Raw genomic sequence first — 18,633 nt, 5'->3', positions numbered from 1 at the left:
CATTTACACCTCTTGGCCAAGTGCCAGCAATGCACTTTTAGCTGCTTGTTGTTCTGATTCTTTTTTAGTTAGACCTTGACCATGGCCGAGGACTTTATTACCTAGGTTTGCAGTGGTCTCAAATTGTCTATGGTGGCTCGGTCCAGATGCACTAACCAGTGTATAAGTTACACTATCTTTATAAGCACTATGTGCATATTCTTGTAACTTTGTCTTGTAATCCACCACTGCATTATAATCACTCGTCTGTATTTCTGGAAAGACAACCTGGCTTAAAAATTGAAAGACACCCTTGGTCCCCTGATCTAAGTATAAGGCGCCTAAGAAGGCTTCAAAGGCATCACTAACAATAGACGGTCTATGTCTACCCCCTGTTTTCTCCTCACCTCTACCCAGTAAGATGAGTTGTTCCATGTTAATTTTTGAGGCAAATACTACAAGTGAAGGTTCACATACGATATTGGCACGAAGTTTTGTTAATCTGCCCTCAGGTAAAGCTTCGTATTTATTAAAAATATGATCTGAAACCATCAATTCTAGTACCGCATCTCCTAGAAATTCTAAACGCTCATTATTATAGCGTTTATCTAAGCCTAAATCATTGATATATGAACTATGCATAAAGGCTTGTTGGTAGAGCATTAAATTTTCTACTGTTATATTCAACTGACTTGTAAATGCTTTAAATAGTTGGTTAAAGTCTCTTAGCTTTTCCCTAGCACTGTCTTCAGTATTCACCTTGTTTAAGACAACGTTAAAGTTCATTTAATCACCTCTTATATTTTACTTTCTTAGTTTTTAATTACAAAGAAAAATCCACTCTCCGGAGTGGATTTTTCGAAGCTTATTATTGCTCTTTTTCGATTTTATCAATGAAATCTAATGCGTCGCCTACTGTGTTAATCTTTTCAGCTTCCTCATCAGGAATTTCCATATCAAACTCGTCTTCAAGTTCCATTACTAATTCAGCAATGTCAAGTGAGTCAGCACCTAGATCATCTTTAAAAGAAGCTTCTCTAGTTACTTTTTCTTCATCGATTCCAAGTTTGTCAACGATGATATCTTTAATTTTGTCAATGTTAGCCATTATTCAATTCACCTCCCTTAAATAATATCATAAGCTCTACCCCATGTACATACCGCCGTTGACGTGTAATACTTGGCCTGTAATGTACGATGCACGGTCACTTGCTAAGAAACTCACTGCATCTGCGATATCTTTCGTGTCACCGAAATGTTTTAAAGGAATTTGTTGTAACATACCATCTTTGATGTCATCACTTAAAACATCTGTCATATCACTTTTAATAAATCCAGGTGCCACAGCATTCACTGTAATGTTTTTAGCTGCAAGTTCTCTCGCAGTTGACTTCGTCATGCCATCGATCGCTGCCTTCGTTGCAACATAGTTTGTTTGCCCTGCATTCCCAAGTGATCCAACGATACTTGAAATATTAATAATACGCCCTGATTTTTGGCGGATCATCGGTCTTGATACACTCTTAATGACATTGAATGCACCTTTTAAGTTAACATCCACAACTGCGTCAAACTCTTCCTCTTTCATGCGCATCAATAGATTATCTTTCGTAATACCTGCGTTGTTTACAACAACATCGATAGAACTATAAGTATCCGTGATATATTTAACCATTTCTTTCACTTCATCAGCATTTTGGACTTGGCACTGATAGGCTGTCGCTTTCCCACCCTTGTCTTCAATCTCTTTAACAACTTCTTCTGCTTTGTCTTTTGAACCAGAGTAATTGACGACTACAGTGTGCCCTTCTTCAGCTAATGTCAATGCAATCGTACGACCAATTCCTCGAGATGCGCCAGTGACTAATGCAACTTTACTCATTTAAAAACACCTCCACGTGTTCGATCGTATCAATATTTGATGTTGAGATTTCCTTAGTGATCTTACGTACTAAGCCAGACTGAACTTTCTTCGGTCCAACCTCTACAGATTCTGTTACACCATGTGCCGCTGCAGTTTCCACACATTCTACAAAACGGACTGGATGCGTGATTTGTTCAACAAAATTTGCCTTAATTGTTTCACTATCCGTTTCAGCTTTAGCAGACACATTTTGAATGACAGGTGTTTTTGCATCGTTGAAAGTAATATCTTTAACAAAAGCTTTGAACTGATCTTTCGCAGGTGCCATTAAGTGCGAGTGAAAAGCGCCTGATACCTTTAATGGTATGATGCGTCTCGCACCAGCATCCTTCGCGAGTGCTCTAAAACATTCCACAGCAGCCTTGTCACCTGAAACGACAACTTGGTCTGGCGCATTAATATTTGCAGGTGCAACGCTTTCCTCATCCGTTGAGGCTGCCTCACAAGTTTCTTTAAGCGCATCATAGTCCATACCAATGATGGCAGCCATTGCGCCATCTTCAGTTTGACTCATTAGTTCCCCACGTTTTTCTACAAGACGAACACCATCTGCCAATGAAACAACACCAGCATGTACCAATGCTGGAAGCTCACCTAGTGAGTGCCCAAGTAAGTAATCGCCTGTTATACCTGTTGCTTCAACGACTGCTAGACTATGAGCAAAAAGAGCTGGCTGTGTATACTTAGTGTCGTTCAATCTGTCATCATCTTCACTAAACATAATTTCTTTTAAGTCGTAGTTTGATAAGTCGAAAATTTTATCGAGAATGGCTTTTGCCTTGTCGTTATTTTCGTATAGATCCTTAGCCATACCGCCGTACTGTGCGCCTTGGCCAGGAAAGATTAGTAATCTACTCATTTGATTCACCTATCAATTCTTGAATTTTTTCAATCGTACCAGAATCCGCCATAATTTTTGCTTGTTTTATAGCATTAACGATCGCTGTCGAGTCAGAAGAGCCATGTGCCTTAAGCACGTTTCCACGTAAGCCCATTAATGGCGCACCACCAAACTGTCGGTAGTCCAACATATCTTTAAGGTCGCCTAAATCGTTTTTCAAGACTAGGGCTGCACCTTTATTTAACGTGCTTTTATACATAATTTTCTTTAGCTCACTCATGAGCGCACTGGCAGTACCCTCAATGGTTTTTAAGACGATATTACCTGTAAAACCATCTGTTACTGCAATATCAACTTTCCCAGATAAAATATCTCTCGTCTCAAAAAAACCTGCAAAGTTTAAGCCGCTATTTTTGAGCAGCTGATAGGTTTCTTTAGTCAGCTCAGTACCTTTAATTTCTTCTGAACCGTTGTTAATGAGCCCGATTGAAGGATTCTCTCTGCCCTCTATATTTTCCATATAGACACTTGCCATCTGTGCAAATTGCAGTAAATGGTTCGGCTTATTCTCAGAATTCGCACCCATATCAAGTAACATCATACCTTCACCTGAAGTGGTCGGAATCATCGAAGTAATCGCCGGACGTTCGATACCCTTTATGCGCTTGACTCCAAAGAGTCCTGCACTCATCAAGGCACCTGTATTTCCTGCAGATACAATCGCATCCGCCTCACCATCACTGACCGCTTTAATTGCACGAACCAGTGAACTATCTTTTTTCTTTCTGACCGCTTTGACTGGATCATCATCTGATTCAATCACTTCTGTTACTTCAATAAACGTCACTTTTGGATGGGACTGTGTGTAGCTACCTTTTGTTCCAAATGCTAGGATTTCTACATCTGGGTATGTCTCTACCGCTTCGAGTACACCTTCTTCTATCGCTCTAGGGGCATTGTCTCCACCCATTAAATCAATCGCAATTTTAGCCATGTTCTACTCAGCTCCATCTTCATCTTTATAATACATTTCAAATTTTCCAGTAAAAATCACTTTACCATTCACTTTTGATTCCACTTCAATTTGTGCCCTATTCTTATCCATCGAGATCACCTTTGCTTTGGCGATAACCTTATCATTTAACATAACAGGTCGTTTAAAATCTACTTCTGCTTTTGAAGTTAATGCTAGTGGCTCATCGATTAAAGCGACACAAAGAGAATTTGCTTGTGCAAACAAAAAATGCCCTCGGGCAATTTCGTTTTTTTCAAAGACATGCCCGCTTTCAATGATAAACAGAGAAATTGCATTGTCATTGAGTTCGATATCGATTATTTCCCCGACTACATCTTGAACAGATAACGCACGAATCTTATCTGCCCCTTCACGAGCAACGTGTTGAACTCTCGTTCTTAATTCAGGTATATTCAATTCGAGACGGTCCAAACGAATCGTTTGGATAGACACGTCAAAAATCTTTGCTAACTGGTCATCAGTTAAAAATGGATCTTCTTCTAGATGTGCTTCTAGATTTGATTGTCGTTCCACTTTCTTTAATTTCCCCATGTCGATTCCTCTAATCTTCTATACTTTAGTAGTTGGTATTAATATCTAAACATAACACTAAACTTAGTATATTAAACCCTTACCATTTTTTCAATTAGTTTCAATGATAAAAAAGTGCATTTATTACGGGTGACGACGGCACGTAAATCAAAATACTCGCCTTCGTTATAAGGTCGACGGCACATAAAAACACTTCCTCCATGGGAGGAAGTGCGCTATTATTGAACTATTTCAGCTTTAACGATTAACCGCTTCTCAAAGAGTAACGTGTCTGGATTGTAATCCTCACATGTAATCAATGTCAGTTCTTGTGGCTCGCCCTCTTTTTGGTCGAGGACATTGACTTCTGTAGGTTCAACTTCAAACATTTCAGTAATCTTATACACTTTCGTATCATCATGGGTAATGATTTTGACTTCATCCCCAACTTCTGCACGGTCGATGTAGTTAAATCTGATGCCTGCACCTTCAACTCTATGACCAGCAATCGGGATATTCTGCATCTCTAGATTATCCGTTTCTTCAAGTAAACTGACACCATTACGAAGTTTCTCTTCAGTCAGCGCGCCTTTATATAATGGTTCAAAGATTTCAGCACTTTCAATTTCCAGCACACCAGCCATATTATCTGAAATATTAAGTGATGTATCTTCAGTTGCTTCAACACCAGAAACAAAGGACTCTAAAGGATTTATCTTTACATCATCATCACAGTCTTGGTAGGCAGTAATGACTTTATCATTGACTTGATCTGTAAAGTATTCTCTAATATCCTGCCAGAAAAATAAGACTAGTGCGGCAACAATCATCAACACCCCGAGTGTTCTCAATAAAATTCTCATGGTTTCCTCCGATTAAAACTGATCATGAAGATAGGCTTTTGCTGCTTCCTCTCTCGCTACTTCTAGTATACGATAATCTTCTGTAATGTCAGCAACTTTAAATTGTGGTAAACCACTTTGTCTGACACCAAAGTAATCACCTGGTCCACGCATTTCTAAATCGCGTTCACTCAAAATAAAGCCATCTGTCGTAGAGGTCATGATTTCCATTCGTAATTTGGCATTATCTGTCGCCGCATCACTGACTAAAATACATGCACTTTGTTTATTATTCCGACCGACTCTTCCTCTAAGCTGATGTAAAGTAGATAACCCGAATCGTTCTGCATTAAAGATCACTATGGATGTCGCATTAGGCACATTAATACCTACTTCAATCACTGTTGTCGATACTAAAAGTTTTTTATTCAGAGATTCAAAAGCCTTCATTGCATCATTTTTCTCTTCAGGCTTCATTCGCCCGTGTACAAGTACGACGTCTTCATGTCCAAAGTAATCTTCAAAAATACTATAAATCTCGTAGACATTTTTTAAGTCTAAGGTTTCCGACTCTTCAATTAACGGTGCGACAATATAGGCACTATGGCCTTTATCTATTTCATTTTTTACTGAGCTTAACACTTGATCTAACTCATTAAAGCGTCGCCATTCTGTTGTAATTGGCAAACGTCCTGCTGGCATTTCTCTTATTAGAGAGACATCCATATCACCATAAGCAGTAATCGATAAAGTTCTTGGAATCGGAGTCGCTGTCATGTACAACACATTTTTTCTATAAGCCTTATCGTTTAAGCGTTGCCTTTGTCTTACACCAAAGCGGTGTTGCTCATCTATAATTGTAAAACTTAAACGGTCAAAAACCACGTCGTCTTCAAAGATCGCATGCGTTCCTACTAAGAGATCAATTTCACCACTACTCAGTCGATCCAAAATTTCTCTTTTTTCTCTAGGTTTGGTCGTCCCTGTGAGTTTTTCAATAACTAGCTTATCACCAAAAGTATCTTTAAAACTCTGATAATGCTGGTTAGCAAGAACTTCTGTTGGGACCATTACTGCACTTTGTTCACCGATGGTCTTCACGGCGTAAACAGCAATTCCAGCAACAATCGTCTTCCCACTACCCACATCACCTTGTAGTAGCCTGTGCATGGAAATATTCTGCTTAAAATCACGGCAAATATCATTGACGCTACGCTTTTGATCTCCTGTTAATTCAAAGGGTAAGGTTTCTATAAACTGCTTTAATTCATCTATATTATAATCGACTATAAAACGCTCGCTTCTCACGCGTTCTTTTTGTCGTTTATCCATTATCTTAAGTTGGAAATTATACAACTCAAAGAATTTAATTGTACGTCTCGCTTGATCTGTCATAACCTGACTCGTTGGAAAATGAAGTTCGAACAAGGCGTCACGTATAGCCATCAACTTATATTTTGCTTTTAAGTGTTGTGGTAAATCTAAGTTAAAAATAGCAGTGTCAAAGGCACTTCTCACTATTTTTTGAAAGGTTTTCGACTGTATCACGCCACCGAGTGGATATTTTACCGACATGCCTCCACTAGCTTCAAAGATTAATTTACTACCGTTAATCTCAAGCTTATTACGGTTAAATTTCCCGAAGAGCCTAACAAATTCACCATTAATAATTTTACTTTTAAGATAGGGTTGATTAAAGAAAGTTACCTTAACATAAATACCATCTGCATCCATAAAAAAAGTAAGACGGCTCTTACCTTTTCTAAAGAAAGCTAATTGAGGTTCAGTTTTCACTGTACCTTCTACGGTAATATTTGCGCCGTCTATAGCTTCATTTAAATTAACCACACTTTGATCTGTATAGGATGAAGGAAGGTGAAATAATACATCATTCACACCTTCTATTCCAATACTAAAAAGTTTTTCTTTGACCTTATCCCCGACACCTTTTAAACCCGTTATACTTTGATCTGGTGTCTGTACCTGATGAATGCGCGTCATTATTTTGCACCGAATAGTTCTGCTTTAAGACGTTCTCCTGTTGGTGTAGCCGCTAAACCACCACGACCAGTTTCACGGAGCGCTGATGGCATTGTTAACCCTATCTTGTACATCGCTTCAATGACCTCATCTGCTGGAATTCTTGATTCAATTCCTGCTAATGCCATATCTGCTGCTGTTAAAGCATTAGATGCACCTGCTGCATTACGTTTGACACATGGTACCTCTACTAAACCAGCAACTGGGTCACATACAAGCCCGAGCATATTTTTCATAGCGATGGCGAAGGCGTTCGCACTCATTTCTGGTGTACCACCTGCTAATTCTACAAGTGCGGCTGCAGCCATCGCACTGGCACTACCCACTTCTGCTTGGCAGCCGCCTGCTGCACCTGAGATACTCGCATTATTCGCAACGACAAAACCAAAGGCACCTGAAGTGAACAAGAAGCGAATCTTTTGTTCCTCAGTAATCGTCGGATCTTTTTTTACCATAGCAAATAAAACACCAGGGACAACACCTGCAGAACCAGCTGTCGGTGTCGCACAAATTTTACCCATAGCCGCATTAACTTCATTTGTTGAAATTGCATTGGCAATTGCAAGGAGATTAAGTTCACCGCTCAGTCCCTTACCTGAATCTATATATTTCTGCATCTTCACAGCGTCCATACCGGTTAATCCTGTTGTAGAATTCACACCAGCAATACCTTCTTGAACCGCATTTTCCATCGTTTCATAATTAATTTTCATCAAATTATAAACATCTAAATACGATTGACCTGTCTGTTCCATCTCTTGTTGAATCATCACTTCTGAAAGAGAAATACCTTCAGATAAGGCACGTTCTACTAATTGATTTATACTATTAAACATTTCTTATCCTCCAATCATTTCTATGACTCTGTCGACACCTTTTACAGCACGAATTTCATCTATTGCGGTTTGTGAAATTGTGTCATCAAGTTCAACAGTCATTAGGGCTACTTGGCCTTTTTCCTTACGTGAAACGCTCATCTGAGAAATATTGAGTTTTTCTTCACCCAGCTTAGTTGTCACACGTGCAATCGTACCGAACTCATCCTTGTGAAAGACAAGTAAAGCATGATAGTTACCTGATATATTAATGTTGTAACCATTTATGCTAACGAGTTCAATCTTACCGCCACCGATGGAGACGCCCTCGATCACAAGCTCTTCCTCACCTTTAAATAAGTGTAAGACTGCAGTATTCGGGTGTGAACGTTCTTCGTTCATTTCTATAAAATTATAAGTCATATTGTGTGATTCTGCGTCTTTTTTTGCATTGATAATACGTTCATCATCCGTGTCGTAACCAAGGAGACCACCAAGTAAAGCAACATCTGTCGCATGGCCTTGATATGTATCCCTAAAGGAACCATATAAATAAATGTCTGCCTTATCTGGCTGTCCGCCGAAGAGACTTCTTGCAAGTAAGCCAATTCTCGCCGCACCTGCTGTATGTGATGATGATGGGCCGACCATGACCGGGCCGATTATGTCAAAGACACTTTTAAATTTCATACAATCCCTCCTTGTTCAAAAAGCCGCATCGGGTTAACCGATGCGGCCAGTCTTCTTTATTCAACAGAAATTAAGTAGCTGTATACGGGCTGTGCACCGTTATGAACTTCAAATTCTACATCTTCATTTTCTGCTTCTATTGATTCAATCACTGATTCAACTTCTTCTTCAGTACCTTCTTCACCGATAAGTACAGTGATGATTTCAGTATCCTCATCAATCATATTGTTAATTAGATCTTTTAGCGTCGTATGTTTTGAGTCACTAGCAGTAATGATTTTACCATTTGCGATACCCATATGCTGGTCTTTTTTAATCTCTATGCCATCTATTTTAGTATCTCTGACTGAATATGTCACTTGTCCTGTTTGGACAAATTCAAATGCTTTAGTCATCTGCGCTTTATTCTCTGATAATTCTGCTTCTGGGTTAAAGCTAAGCATTGCAGCTAAACCTTCAGGGATTGATGTTGTCGAAACCACTGCTGAAGGAATATCGAGCATGTACGTGGCTTGTTCTGCTGCCATCACAATATTCTTATTATTAGGTAGTATCAAGACTTCTTTTACATCTTCATCTTTAATGACATTGACAATGTCCTCAGTAGAAGGATTCATTGTTTGGCCACCGTTGATGACATGAGTCACTCCGATACTCTTAAACAACTCGTTTATGCCTTCTCCACTTGATACTGTGATTATGGCAGTATCGTATGATTGTTTCTCAGCTACTTTATCATTTTTATTGCCGTGAACTGTTCTGAACTGCTCACGCATGTTTTCAACTTTAAGTTTAATTAATTCACCGTATGTTTGACCATATGTGAACGCCTCACCAGGTGTTTCAGTGTGGACGTGAACTTTTACAATTTCATCATCAGAAATGACGAGTAAAGAATCACCAAAGTCACTCATCTCTTGACGGAATTCATCTTCATCAAAGGCACGTTTACCATCTTCGAAACGCACCATGAATTCAGTACAATAACCAAACTCGATATCATCGACACTCATAAAGTCATCGAAATCATTGTCGTGGTCATGAGAATCCACTAATAACTCATTGTTTAATTGATCTTCGTCCTCTTCGATTTCTTGACCTGTTAAAGCACTTAAGAAACCTTCATAAACATAGACTAAACCTTGTCCACCAGAATCGACCACACCAACCTCTTTTAAGACTGGTAACAATTCAGGCGTACGCTTCAATGAAGCTTTTGCCTCTTCTAAAGTCGCTTGCATCACTTCGATAATTGACTTATCTTGGCCTTCAAATTCAGCAGCTTTTTTAGATGCGTCCTTTGCGACAGTTAATATTGTACCTTCAACTGGTTTCATCACTGCTTTATATGCAGTTTTAACACCCTGTTTAAACGCTGCAATAAACTGATCTGTATCGACCGTATCCTTATCTTCAATCGCCTTAGAGAAGCCTCTAAATAATTGAGATAGTATGACACCTGAGTTTCCACGTGCGCCCATAAGTAAGCCTTTTGAAAAGTGCTTACCTACTGTACCAATATGCTTATCGTCTACCGGTTCGACTTCACTCGCACCTGAAGACATCGAAAGATTCATGTTCGTACCTGTGTCGCCGTCTGGGACCGGAAATACGTTTAATGAATCAACATAATCTGCATTCTTTTTTAGGTTTTGTGCTCCGTTTTTAATCATTTGTCGGAACATTACGCCATCTATTTTGTTCATTATCTTGTAAATCCTCCCTGGTTACTCATCTGTTGAGATAATACGCACGCCTTGAACGTGTATATTCACAGCTTCTATATTTAAGCCCAATGTTTTTTCTAATTTATATTTTACTGAAGTTTGTACATTTGAAGCAACTTCTGATATTTTCACACCGTAACCGGCAATTATATATAACTCGATTGTCAACTTACCTTCATTATTTTCAACGATTACTCCACGTGAATAGTTTTCTTTACCTAGGAGTTCAGCAAAACCATCGCGGACTTGGTTCTTAGATGCCATCCCAACAACACCGTAAGATTCTACGACAGTACCACCAGCGATATTCGCAATTACATCCGTTGAAATTTCAATTTTACCTAAATCATTTACAATTTCTAGCGCCATTTAATTCGCCTCCAATACATCATATAATTATAAGCAAAACCACTAGTCAAATACAAGTGTTATTACAGTTTTTCTAAACATTTTCTAAAAATTTCTATTGTCTTATCATTTGTCTTAGTGTACCATATTAGAGTATGCATAAAGTATAAAAGAACATGATTATGTAATTTTAAGTAGAGGAGTGGGACACATGGTCAAAGAATGTTATGTAACTGGACGTAGATCTAGAAGTGGTAACAACCGTTCTCACGCGCTAAACGCTAATAAGAGAACTTTTGGAGCTAACCTACAAAAAGTAAGAATTTTAGTTGACGGTAAGCCTAAAAAAGTTTGGGTTTCAGCTCGTGCACTAAAATCTGGTAAAGTAGAACGCGTTTAATATTAAAAAAGCCGTCAGATCAATTGATCTGACGGCTTTTTTATTTAGAAGAATGAAATCATCCAAACTAAAATCATACCAATAAAGATTGCTGGAATCATATTCCCTACTCGCATTGTGGTCACATTTAACATATTTAAACCGATAGCAAGTAGAATTACCCCTCCAGTTGCACTCACTTGATCTATCATCAAATTGAGTGTCCCTTCAGGTATAAAAGCAGCAATTAGACGTGCACTAATAATGATCAGTGCTGTATAAATAAATGTAGGAATACCTGAAAAAATAACGCCACGACCGTAGGCCGCTGTCATAACTAAGGCAATGAAGAAGTCCATCGCTGATTTTGTATACAGGACATCATTGTTCCCGCGTAGACCTGCATCCAAACCACCGACAATGCCCATCGCACCGACTATAAAGATTAACATCCCTGAAATTAAACCTTGAGAGATATTACCCCCATGCTTGTCACCAAGTTTATACTCTAGTAGGTGACCCATGCGGTTTAATTGTTTTTCCAATTGAATCACTTCACCAACAACTACACCAATAATGAGTGATATAAGCGTTGTCAAAATGTCGGTCGCACCGACAACCATTTGTATACCCATGGCAATAATAAAAACACCCTGTATTTTCATTATTGCATCTTTAATGTGCTCAGGTATAAAGGTTAATACCATACCGAGTAACCCACCAACGATGATCGCTAATGCGTTGACAATTGCACCTGCAAATATCATTCATCCACCTCTAATCTGAAGAATTTATCATTAATAAATCATGACTCGTTTCAACAAAGGCTTCATCGTTTTGAAACTCATTTGAGACGGTCAATGTTTCACCAATACTAATATATTTATCCGTTAAGTTATATTTAAAACCTGACAAGGTTAAACAAGTCTCATCGTAAAACGGAACAAATGAGACATATGTCAACGACGTCTTTGACAGATTGTGCCTACCTGATGGTAACAGACTTATGATGTTTTTGTCATCGATAAGTCTAATATTTAATTCTCTAAGTTGCGGGTTTTTTAACAGTTGAATGTTAATTAACTCATGATCGATTCGTCCACCGAGTGCACCGTAAACATCAATACTCGTATAACCCGCTTCAGCAAGTGCCTTTAAAGCAATTTCAGAATCTGTAAAATCTTTTTCCGCTGGTGAAATTTCAAAGTCTAGCTTTTCTTGTAACTTTTCAAGTTCAAGCTCTGAAACACTATCAAAGTCACCATAGAGATGCATGATGTCAAAATTATTATTATGTAGACCCAAAACACCAGCATCGACTCCAGACCATGGGCCTTCTAATAAGGGTTTAACCTTTATATCCCGTAAGAGCACATTGATGTGAGGCATATGATCATTCCTTTAGGTTCCTAATCGTTTGTTGTTTGTCTTCTGCTTTAAATAAATATGACCCACTCACTAGTAGGTTTGCACCGTGCGCTTTACAAAGTGCGCCAGTCTTATCATTAATACCACCGTCTACTTCAATATCAAAGTCTAAGTTAGAATTATGCTTTATGGTTGTAAGTTCGTCCAACTTATCTAAGCACATGTCAATAAAGGCCTGTCCACCAAAGCCTGGATTCACTGTCATGATTAAAACGAAATCAAGATCCTTTAGTAAATGTTTTACAGCTTCAACTGGTGTTTGTGGATTTAGTGCAATCCCTGCCTTCATTCCTGAAGACTTAATCAACTGTATTGCTCTATGCGCATGTGGTGTCGCCTCTATATGAAACGACAACATGTCTACACCCATGTTTTTAAATTCTTCTACAAACTGAGTGGGATCATAGGTCATCAAATGGACATCCAATGGTATACTAGCATGCTGTGCGATTGCTTGGCACACAGGAATACCATAAGAAATATTAGGAACAAACTGACCATCCATTATATCTAAATGAAAAATATCAGCGCCTGCATCTTCCATTTCTTTTATCTCTGTAGCTAACTTTGAAAAATCACTTGCTAAAAGTGACGGTAATACCTTTGCCATATTTAGTACCTCTCTTTTCTATTGTCAATTTCATTATAAATTTTGACATAACTGTCGTAGCGACTCTGTTTAAGTTCACCATCTTCAACCGCTTGTTTGACACCACATTTAGGTTCATTAATGTGGAGACATTCTCGGAATTTACAGCTATATTGATTAAAATCTATAAAGCAAAATTTGATATTATATTTGTCGATGTTCATAAATTCAATCGTTGAGAATCCCGGTGTATCCGCAATATATCCACCATCATGATCAATTAGTTCTACATGACGGGTCGTATGCTTACCACGGTTTAAAGCATTGGAAATCTCATCTGTCTTGAGTTCAAGTTCAGGGAGTAGTGTGTTAAGTAAGGTTGATTTTCCCGCACCAGATTGCCCAGCGAGCACACTTGTTTTCCCTGAGAAAAGGTCCTGTAAATCATCTCTGATATGTGTTTTATCCGTAAAGTGAACTTCATAAATATGACCGTAAGTTTCCTCAATTTCATGAATCAATTCCTTGTCATCGTTAAGGTCGTTCTTTGTCACAATGATGACAGGATCAATGTCATTCGCTTCACTATAGGCAATGAAACGATCGAGTAAATAGTAGCTAAAATCCGGAGACTTCAAGCTTGCCGTCACCAAGAGCTGATCGATGTTTGCAACCGGTGGACGAACTAAAGCATTTCTACGAGGCAAAATTTCGGTAATATAGCCTTCATCTTCATTTTCGATTTGAAATTTAACTTCATCGCCCACTAAGGGACTTTCATCATTCTTTCTAAAGAGACCACGTGCTCTAGTCGAATATATCTTGTCATCTGATAATACATAATAAAAACCACTTAAAGCTTTTACAATTTTCCCTTTTTGCATACAACACCTCAGTTTATTATAAGTACTAGTCTATTATATCAATTTATTATGTATGATAAAATGATTGGTATATGTAAATGGATAATGATTATGGAGGTTTAAAATGGATATTAATATTAATGAAATTAATACAGTACTCGGTAAAGATGGGAAAGTTGTCATTGATGTCAGAGAAACTGAAGAATTAAAAGAAACAGGATTTCTTCCTGGAGCAGTACACTACCCATTAAGTACCTTTAATCTAGATGAACTCACGTTGGATAAGAGTAAAGAATATTACTTAGTATGTAAATCAGGTGGCCGATCAAAACGTGTTCAGGACCACATGCTTCTACATGGTTACAATGCTAACAATATAGAAGGCGGTATGAGTAAATACCATGGTGTGAGAAGTTATTTTTAGATACAGAAGGGGTGATGTGCAATCTTCATCATCATCCGAAGCACACAACCAATCAAAAACTATATAATCATAAAAAAAGTGGCAAGCTCCCAAAGGGGCTTGCCACTTTTTCTATAATTATTATGTTCTGTCTACAACTTCGCGAACATTTTTGATTACAAAGCCACTCTTAACGTATCCTGGGATACTGTTTAAGTCCACTTCTAAATCTTGTTCTGGAACATCATAAGTTATTTTTTCTGCAAAGTATTTCATTGTTTCTTCCATGATGATTACTGTGATCCATTCACCTGCACAACGGTGATTTGTCCAGTAATCTCCACCACCTTGTGGAATAAGGTCAAATGGTGATCCGTCCCAAGTTTCGAATCTTTCTGGGCGGAATTCATTTGGATCGTCCCAAAGTGATTCATCATGCGTTGTACCATAAACATCTAATGCAAGACCTACACCTGCAGGAATTGTAACGCCTTGGAAGTCGATGTCTACTTTCGCTTTACCTGGAAGGAATGGAACGAATGGATAGTAACGACGAACTTCTTGAGCGAATTTATATGCATAGTCAGGTTCTGATTTAATTTTTTCACGTGTGATTGGGTTTTCGTTCATCGCGTGTAAACCGAATGAAACGAATCTGTTGATTGCGATTAATGGGCGGAATGTGTTCATTAAGTCAATCGCACAAGTTCTTGAGTCCATTGGGTTACCTAAGTAGTCTTCCCAATGTGCAAATTCGTAAAGTGCTGTACCTTCTGGTGGATGAATATTCCCTTTACGAGTCTCAATAATTTGTTCTTCTAACCAATCTTCAACACGACGACGTGCTTCTTTTGATGCCTTGTAACCTTTAAAGACACCACCAAGTGCTCTAAATGAATCGATCATGATGTCCATGTCTGTTGCGATTCTTTCGATATCTTCAGGTGGTGCTTGAACGCCTGCCCAACGTGTTCCTACTTTTGTAAGTAGTACGATAGATTCACGGTAAATATTTACCTCATCCATACTTTCCATACGTTGTGTGTTCGCATGCCATAATGTACGCGTTAATTCTCGTACATAATTCAAGTTACCTTCAGTCATCAAGCTCATGAACAATGCTTTTCTGTCTACGTGTTTTTTACCATCTACCGTATGGATTGCACCTTTACCAAAAAGCGTATTAACGATACGTTTAGGTAACATGCCTTCACGTTGAACAACATCATTGTTGTAGAACATTTCAGCGCCTTCCTTACCAGTCACAACTACGAATGGTTTACCACCGAGTGCTTTAGTTTGGAAAACTGATGTGTTTAGACGATTTCTCTGATTTGTTGTGTAAAGATAACCTTGCTTTAATACTTTCAAAGTATTATCTAGGCCCTTATCCCTCTTAAGTGTTGCCATAATTTCATTCCTCCAATTCGAATGTACTCCACCATTATATATAAACAGTAAAGCCAATGCCAATATTTACTTAATTTTCAACTGTTTCATTTATAACTTCTTCACCATCAACTTCTACTTTGTATGATCCATCCTGTCCTTCTTCAAGGACTAGAGAAATTGTGTGATTCGTATCTTCGGTAATTTCTATCGTCTCTGCTACTTCACCTATATCATTATCCTTATCGTCAATATAAATTTTTGCATCCACAGGTTCAGATTCCTCTTCTTCAGAGTCACTCTCTGATTCTGATTTTGAATCTGAACTTTCAGAACCAGATATTGATGATTCAGGATATGGTAGATTTAGTGAAATTTGATAGGTCGTTTCTTCTGGCGGTGCTTCTCCTAATGACACGATAACATTAATTTGTGATCCAGGTAAAAAATCTCCATAAGAAGGGTCTTGAGAAACTATCGCACCTTCTGCTACTGAATCACTGTAAACTTCTGTTGTCACATTTACGATGAAACCTTGAGCTTCTAATTCTGACTTAGCAGTGTCAAAGTCCGTACCTGTATAGTTAGTGATTGGTATTGGTTCATGTCCTTCTGAAACTGTCAAAGTCATCGTCTCTTCTTCTGGATAAACTTCTTCATCTTGTTCGATAGATTGACTAAGCACTGTACCCACTTCTTGATCAGAATATTCATACTCAGCGACCACATTTGAAAAACCAGCTTCTTCTAAAGCTGCTTTGGTTTCTTCAAAGTTCGCACCTGTATAATCTTCAACTGTAAATGGTTGTTTTCCTAAACTTACTAGAAAATCGATTTCACTTTCTCTTTCAACTTCGGATCCAGAAACTGGCGTCGTTTCTATAATTGTACCCTCTTCAAAGTTATCGTCATAGGTCTCCTCTATCTCACCTAAGACCAGAGACTCCGATTCAAGGTAAGATTCAGCTTCTTCGACTGTCATATTTTGTAGGTTCTCAATCTCTACAGTCGGCGGTATTCTATCCCATAAGAAGAAGGCTGCACTTGCTGAACTTGCTAACAACAAGAAGATAAGTAAAGCAATCCAAGGCCACTTACGCCTTTTCTTTTTTAGTTTTTCTTCTTTTGGTTCATTCACAACTTGAGAGTTTGCCATTTGTTGTTTAGGCGCTGTTTTCTCTTCTTTCTTAACTGGGACAACCGGCGGAGTTACGACCGTCTTGTCTTGGGTGATTTTTTTAACCGGCTGATATGGTTCTGTCATATCTTTATAATGTACGAGTGCAGAAAGTACGTCATTTGCGTGACGATAACGATCTCTTGGATCTTTCTCTGTACACTTCATAACAATATTTTTTAAACCGATTGGAATTTCTCTGTAATCATTGATGTCCGGAAAAGGATCTGAGATGTGTTTTAAAGCAACGGAAACAGCTGTCTCAGCTTCATATGGTAAACGTCCTGTTAACAATTCAAATAGCATAATGCCAAAAGAATATATATCCGTACGTTCATCAGTATTTTGCCCTTTCGCTTGTTCAGGTGAAATATATTGTACCGACCCTATGACTTGATTGGTTTCAGTCATGCGCGTCTCACTCAGTGCTTTAGCAATACCAAAATCAGTAATTTTGATTCTGCCTTTTTCATCTAAAAGTAAATTTTGAGGTTTGATATCTCGGTGAATAATCCCTCTATCATGAGCATGTTCTATACCCTTTAAAGTCATCATTGCAATACTGACTATTTCATCGATATCTAAAGGATTGTTTTTCATAATGTACGCTTTTAAGTTTGGCCCGTGGACGACTTCAGTCACAAGAATATGATATTCTTCAGTGTCATCCACATCGATTACGCTCACAATATTCGGATGAGAAAGCTGGATTGTACTCTCCACTTCTCTTTGAAATCTTCTTACTGACTTCTCTTTGTCTAACGGATCAGATTTAATCATTTTAACAACGACGTCTCTATCTAAAATTATATCTTTAGCCTGATAGACTGAACTCATGCCGCCGCCGAGATATTTTTCTATTTTATAACGCTCTGACACTACTTTTCCGATCAATTCCCGTCACCTCGTCTCAAGTCAGCAACGACAATACTAATATTATCTCGAGATTGATTGTCCTCTGCTGATTGAACTAGGTGTTCTGCCTTTTCTTCTAAGTTGAGCTTAGCACTGTACATCAACTTATGAATTTCGTCCGGTCGTAAAATATCCGTTAATCCATCTGTCGCAAGTAAGGCATAGTCATACTGACGTGCTCTTAATCGGAAGACATCGGCTTGAATCATCGGTTCAGTACCCATAGCACGCGTAATCAAATTACGTCTCGGGTGCGATAAAGCTTCTTCTTTAGTAATCTCACCACTGGCAACAAGTACATTAACGAAAGTATGATCTTCTGTAATCTGATCAATCTTACGATTGTTCATAACATAAGCCCTCGAATCACCAACATTCAAGACGAGCATACTCGTATCTATAACAGCAACTAATACCAAGGTCGTGCCCATACCTTTATACTTAGTGTTTTCTTCCTGATAGTCATACAGTTCACGGTTGGTCTTTACGACGAGGTCTCTTAAAAATGCTTCAGCCTCATCTATATTAAATAAATTCTTCTCTTCCCAAGCGTGCTTAATTTTATCATGTACGAATTGACTCGCCACTTCACCATATTGGTGCCCGCCCATACCATCAGCTATTAACAGCAGTTGTTGGCCGGTTTGGTTGGTAAAAAAACCTGTCATATCTTCATTTATTTCTCTGAATTGTCCACATATACTTTTCGAAGTTACTTCCAAGGTAAACCCTCACTTC

The 18,633-nt window shown here is 38.4% G+C and carries 21 protein-coding genes; 2 read left to right on the top strand and 19 right to left on the bottom strand.

Going from position 1 to position 18,633, the window contains the following annotated elements:
• Positions 1–3: 3 nt before the first annotated feature.
• From rnc to EYB29_RS02625, 12 genes are all read right to left on the bottom strand, one after another.
• Entirely contained in the window at positions 4–765 is a 762-nt protein-coding gene (rnc, locus tag EYB29_RS02680) for a ribonuclease III (protein ID WP_166626501.1), read from the bottom strand.
• 82 nt (positions 766–847) lie between these two features.
• Positions 848–1,087 carry an acyl carrier protein gene (locus tag EYB29_RS02675; RefSeq protein ID WP_026867576.1) on the bottom strand — a complete coding sequence of 80 codons (240 nt, stop codon included), beginning with the start codon at positions 1,085–1,087 and terminating at the stop codon, positions 848–850.
• Positions 1,088–1,123: 36 nt separating this feature from the next.
• Complete coding sequence (fabG, locus tag EYB29_RS02670) at positions 1,124–1,861, bottom strand: 3-oxoacyl-[acyl-carrier-protein] reductase (protein WP_166626500.1); 738 nt, start codon at positions 1,859–1,861, stop codon at positions 1,124–1,126.
• Entirely contained in the window at positions 1,854–2,762 is a 909-nt protein-coding gene (gene fabD / locus EYB29_RS02665; protein ID WP_026867574.1) for an ACP S-malonyltransferase, read from the bottom strand. The genes fabG and fabD overlap by 8 nt, the downstream gene beginning before the upstream one ends.
• Positions 2,755–3,738, bottom strand: coding sequence for a phosphate acyltransferase PlsX (plsX, locus tag EYB29_RS02660; protein WP_166626499.1), 984 nt, complete (start codon positions 3,736–3,738; stop codon positions 2,755–2,757). Before plsX ends, fabD begins: the two co-directional genes overlap by 8 nt.
• 3 nt (positions 3,739–3,741) lie before the next feature.
• On the bottom strand, positions 3,742–4,311 hold the full coding sequence (fapR, locus tag EYB29_RS02655) for a transcription factor FapR (RefSeq protein ID WP_026867572.1): 570 nt from the start codon (positions 4,309–4,311) through the stop codon (positions 3,742–3,744).
• A gap of 218 nt (positions 4,312–4,529) precedes the next feature.
• Positions 4,530–5,153 (bottom strand): class D sortase, encoded by a 624-nt coding sequence (locus tag EYB29_RS02650; protein WP_166626498.1) that lies wholly within the window; start codon positions 5,151–5,153, stop codon positions 4,530–4,532.
• A 12-nt stretch (positions 5,154–5,165) separates the two neighbouring features.
• Entirely contained in the window at positions 5,166–7,133 is a 1,968-nt protein-coding gene (gene recG, locus EYB29_RS02645) for an ATP-dependent DNA helicase RecG (RefSeq protein ID WP_166626497.1), read from the bottom strand.
• Positions 7,133–8,008, bottom strand: a complete 876-nt coding sequence (sdaAA, locus tag EYB29_RS02640; protein ID WP_026867570.1) for an L-serine ammonia-lyase, iron-sulfur-dependent, subunit alpha — start codon at positions 8,006–8,008, stop codon at positions 7,133–7,135. Before sdaAA ends, recG begins: the two co-directional genes overlap by 1 nt.
• Before the next feature lie 3 nt (positions 8,009–8,011).
• Positions 8,012–8,677 carry an L-serine ammonia-lyase, iron-sulfur-dependent subunit beta gene (gene sdaAB / locus EYB29_RS02635; RefSeq protein ID WP_026867569.1) on the bottom strand — a complete coding sequence of 222 codons (666 nt, stop codon included), beginning with the start codon at positions 8,675–8,677 and terminating at the stop codon, positions 8,012–8,014.
• 56 nt (positions 8,678–8,733) lie between these two features.
• Positions 8,734–10,386, bottom strand: coding sequence for a DAK2 domain-containing protein (locus EYB29_RS02630; protein ID WP_026867568.1), 1,653 nt, complete (start codon positions 10,384–10,386; stop codon positions 8,734–8,736).
• A gap of 18 nt (positions 10,387–10,404) precedes the next feature.
• A complete protein-coding gene (locus EYB29_RS02625) occupies positions 10,405–10,773 on the bottom strand; it encodes an Asp23/Gls24 family envelope stress response protein (protein ID WP_026867567.1) in 369 nt (122 codons plus the stop codon).
• A gap of 190 nt (positions 10,774–10,963) precedes the next feature.
• Between EYB29_RS02625 and rpmB the strand changes: the two genes are divergently transcribed.
• Positions 10,964–11,152: a 50S ribosomal protein L28 gene (gene rpmB / locus EYB29_RS02620; RefSeq protein ID WP_026867566.1), complete on the top strand. Its 189-nt coding sequence runs from the start codon at positions 10,964–10,966 to the stop codon at positions 11,150–11,152.
• A gap of 44 nt (positions 11,153–11,196) precedes the next feature.
• Here rpmB and EYB29_RS02615 read toward each other — a convergent pair whose 3' ends face one another.
• From EYB29_RS02615 to rsgA, 4 genes are read right to left on the bottom strand one after another with little or no spacing between them, the layout of a single operon-like run.
• Positions 11,197–11,898, bottom strand: a complete 702-nt coding sequence (locus EYB29_RS02615) for a DUF554 domain-containing protein (protein ID WP_026867565.1) — start codon at positions 11,896–11,898, stop codon at positions 11,197–11,199.
• A gap of 10 nt (positions 11,899–11,908) precedes the next feature.
• Positions 11,909–12,520, bottom strand: a complete 612-nt coding sequence (locus EYB29_RS02610; RefSeq protein WP_051220572.1) for a thiamine diphosphokinase — start codon at positions 12,518–12,520, stop codon at positions 11,909–11,911.
• A gap of 4 nt (positions 12,521–12,524) precedes the next feature.
• The gene (gene rpe, locus EYB29_RS02605; RefSeq protein ID WP_026867563.1) at positions 12,525–13,169 is read right to left on the bottom strand and encodes a ribulose-phosphate 3-epimerase; all 645 of its coding nucleotides are present in this window, start codon (positions 13,167–13,169) and stop codon (positions 12,525–12,527) included.
• Between the two features lie 2 nt (positions 13,170–13,171).
• Positions 13,172–14,032: a ribosome small subunit-dependent GTPase A gene (rsgA, locus tag EYB29_RS02600; RefSeq protein WP_026867562.1), complete on the bottom strand. Its 861-nt coding sequence runs from the start codon at positions 14,030–14,032 to the stop codon at positions 13,172–13,174.
• Between the two features lie 103 nt (positions 14,033–14,135).
• Here rsgA and EYB29_RS02595 point away from each other — a divergent pair, with 103 nt between their 5' ends.
• Positions 14,136–14,435, top strand: coding sequence for a rhodanese-like domain-containing protein (locus tag EYB29_RS02595; protein WP_035857263.1), 300 nt, complete (start codon positions 14,136–14,138; stop codon positions 14,433–14,435).
• Positions 14,436–14,555: 120 nt separating this feature from the next.
• Here the strand turns inward: EYB29_RS02595 and EYB29_RS02590 are convergent, their stop codons facing one another.
• From EYB29_RS02590 to EYB29_RS02580, 3 genes are all read right to left on the bottom strand, one after another.
• Entirely contained in the window at positions 14,556–15,824 is a 1,269-nt protein-coding gene (locus EYB29_RS02590; RefSeq protein WP_026867560.1) for a cytochrome P450, read from the bottom strand.
• Between the two features lie 70 nt (positions 15,825–15,894).
• Complete coding sequence (gene pknB / locus EYB29_RS02585; protein ID WP_026867559.1) at positions 15,895–17,874, bottom strand: Stk1 family PASTA domain-containing Ser/Thr kinase; 1,980 nt, start codon at positions 17,872–17,874, stop codon at positions 15,895–15,897.
• Entirely contained in the window at positions 17,871–18,617 is a 747-nt protein-coding gene (locus tag EYB29_RS02580) for a Stp1/IreP family PP2C-type Ser/Thr phosphatase (RefSeq protein WP_156889186.1), read from the bottom strand. Before EYB29_RS02580 ends, pknB begins: the two co-directional genes overlap by 4 nt.
• Positions 18,618–18,633 lie beyond the last annotated feature (16 nt).

It is taken from the genome of Jeotgalicoccus sp. S0W5 (genome assembly GCF_011634875.1).
GTDB classification, from domain to species: Bacteria; Bacillota; Bacilli; order Staphylococcales; family Salinicoccaceae; genus Jeotgalicoccus; species Jeotgalicoccus marinus.
This window is presented reverse-complemented; position numbering and strand designations above follow the sequence as displayed.

Coding starts and splice junctions, on each gene's coding strand:
- fabG (WP_166626500.1), bottom strand. CDS start 1,861: ATGAGTAAAGTTGCATTAGTCACTGGCGCATCTCGAGGAATTGGTCGT.
- EYB29_RS02610 (WP_051220572.1), bottom strand. CDS start 12,520: ATGCCTCACATCAATGTGCTCTTACGGGATATAAAGGTTAAACCCTTA.
- sdaAA (WP_026867570.1), bottom strand. CDS start 8,008: ATGTTTAATAGTATAAATCAATTAGTAGAACGTGCCTTATCTGAAGGT.
- EYB29_RS02650 (WP_166626498.1), bottom strand. CDS start 5,153: ATGAGAATTTTATTGAGAACACTCGGGGTGTTGATGATTGTTGCCGCA.
- EYB29_RS02590 (WP_026867560.1), bottom strand. CDS start 15,824: ATGGCAACACTTAAGAGGGATAAGGGCCTAGATAATACTTTGAAAGTA.
- rpmB (WP_026867566.1), top strand. CDS start 10,964: ATGGTCAAAGAATGTTATGTAACTGGACGTAGATCTAGAAGTGGTAAC.
- EYB29_RS02595 (WP_035857263.1), top strand. CDS start 14,136: ATGGATATTAATATTAATGAAATTAATACAGTACTCGGTAAAGATGGG.
- rsgA (WP_026867562.1), bottom strand. CDS start 14,032: ATGCAAAAAGGGAAAATTGTAAAAGCTTTAAGTGGTTTTTATTATGTA.
- rpe (WP_026867563.1), bottom strand. CDS start 13,169: ATGGCAAAGGTATTACCGTCACTTTTAGCAAGTGATTTTTCAAAGTTA.
- sdaAB (WP_026867569.1), bottom strand. CDS start 8,677: ATGAAATTTAAAAGTGTCTTTGACATAATCGGCCCGGTCATGGTCGGC.
- EYB29_RS02625 (WP_026867567.1), bottom strand. CDS start 10,773: ATGGCGCTAGAAATTGTAAATGATTTAGGTAAAATTGAAATTTCAACG.
- plsX (WP_166626499.1), bottom strand. CDS start 3,738: ATGGCTAAAATTGCGATTGATTTAATGGGTGGAGACAATGCCCCTAGA.
- fabD (WP_026867574.1), bottom strand. CDS start 2,762: ATGAGTAGATTACTAATCTTTCCTGGCCAAGGCGCACAGTACGGCGGT.
- EYB29_RS02615 (WP_026867565.1), bottom strand. CDS start 11,898: ATGATATTTGCAGGTGCAATTGTCAACGCATTAGCGATCATCGTTGGT.
- rnc (WP_166626501.1), bottom strand. CDS start 765: ATGAACTTTAACGTTGTCTTAAACAAGGTGAATACTGAAGACAGTGCT.
- fapR (WP_026867572.1), bottom strand. CDS start 4,311: ATGGGGAAATTAAAGAAAGTGGAACGACAATCAAATCTAGAAGCACAT.
- EYB29_RS02675 (WP_026867576.1), bottom strand. CDS start 1,087: ATGGCTAACATTGACAAAATTAAAGATATCATCGTTGACAAACTTGGA.
- recG (WP_166626497.1), bottom strand. CDS start 7,133: ATGACGCGCATTCATCAGGTACAGACACCAGATCAAAGTATAACGGGT.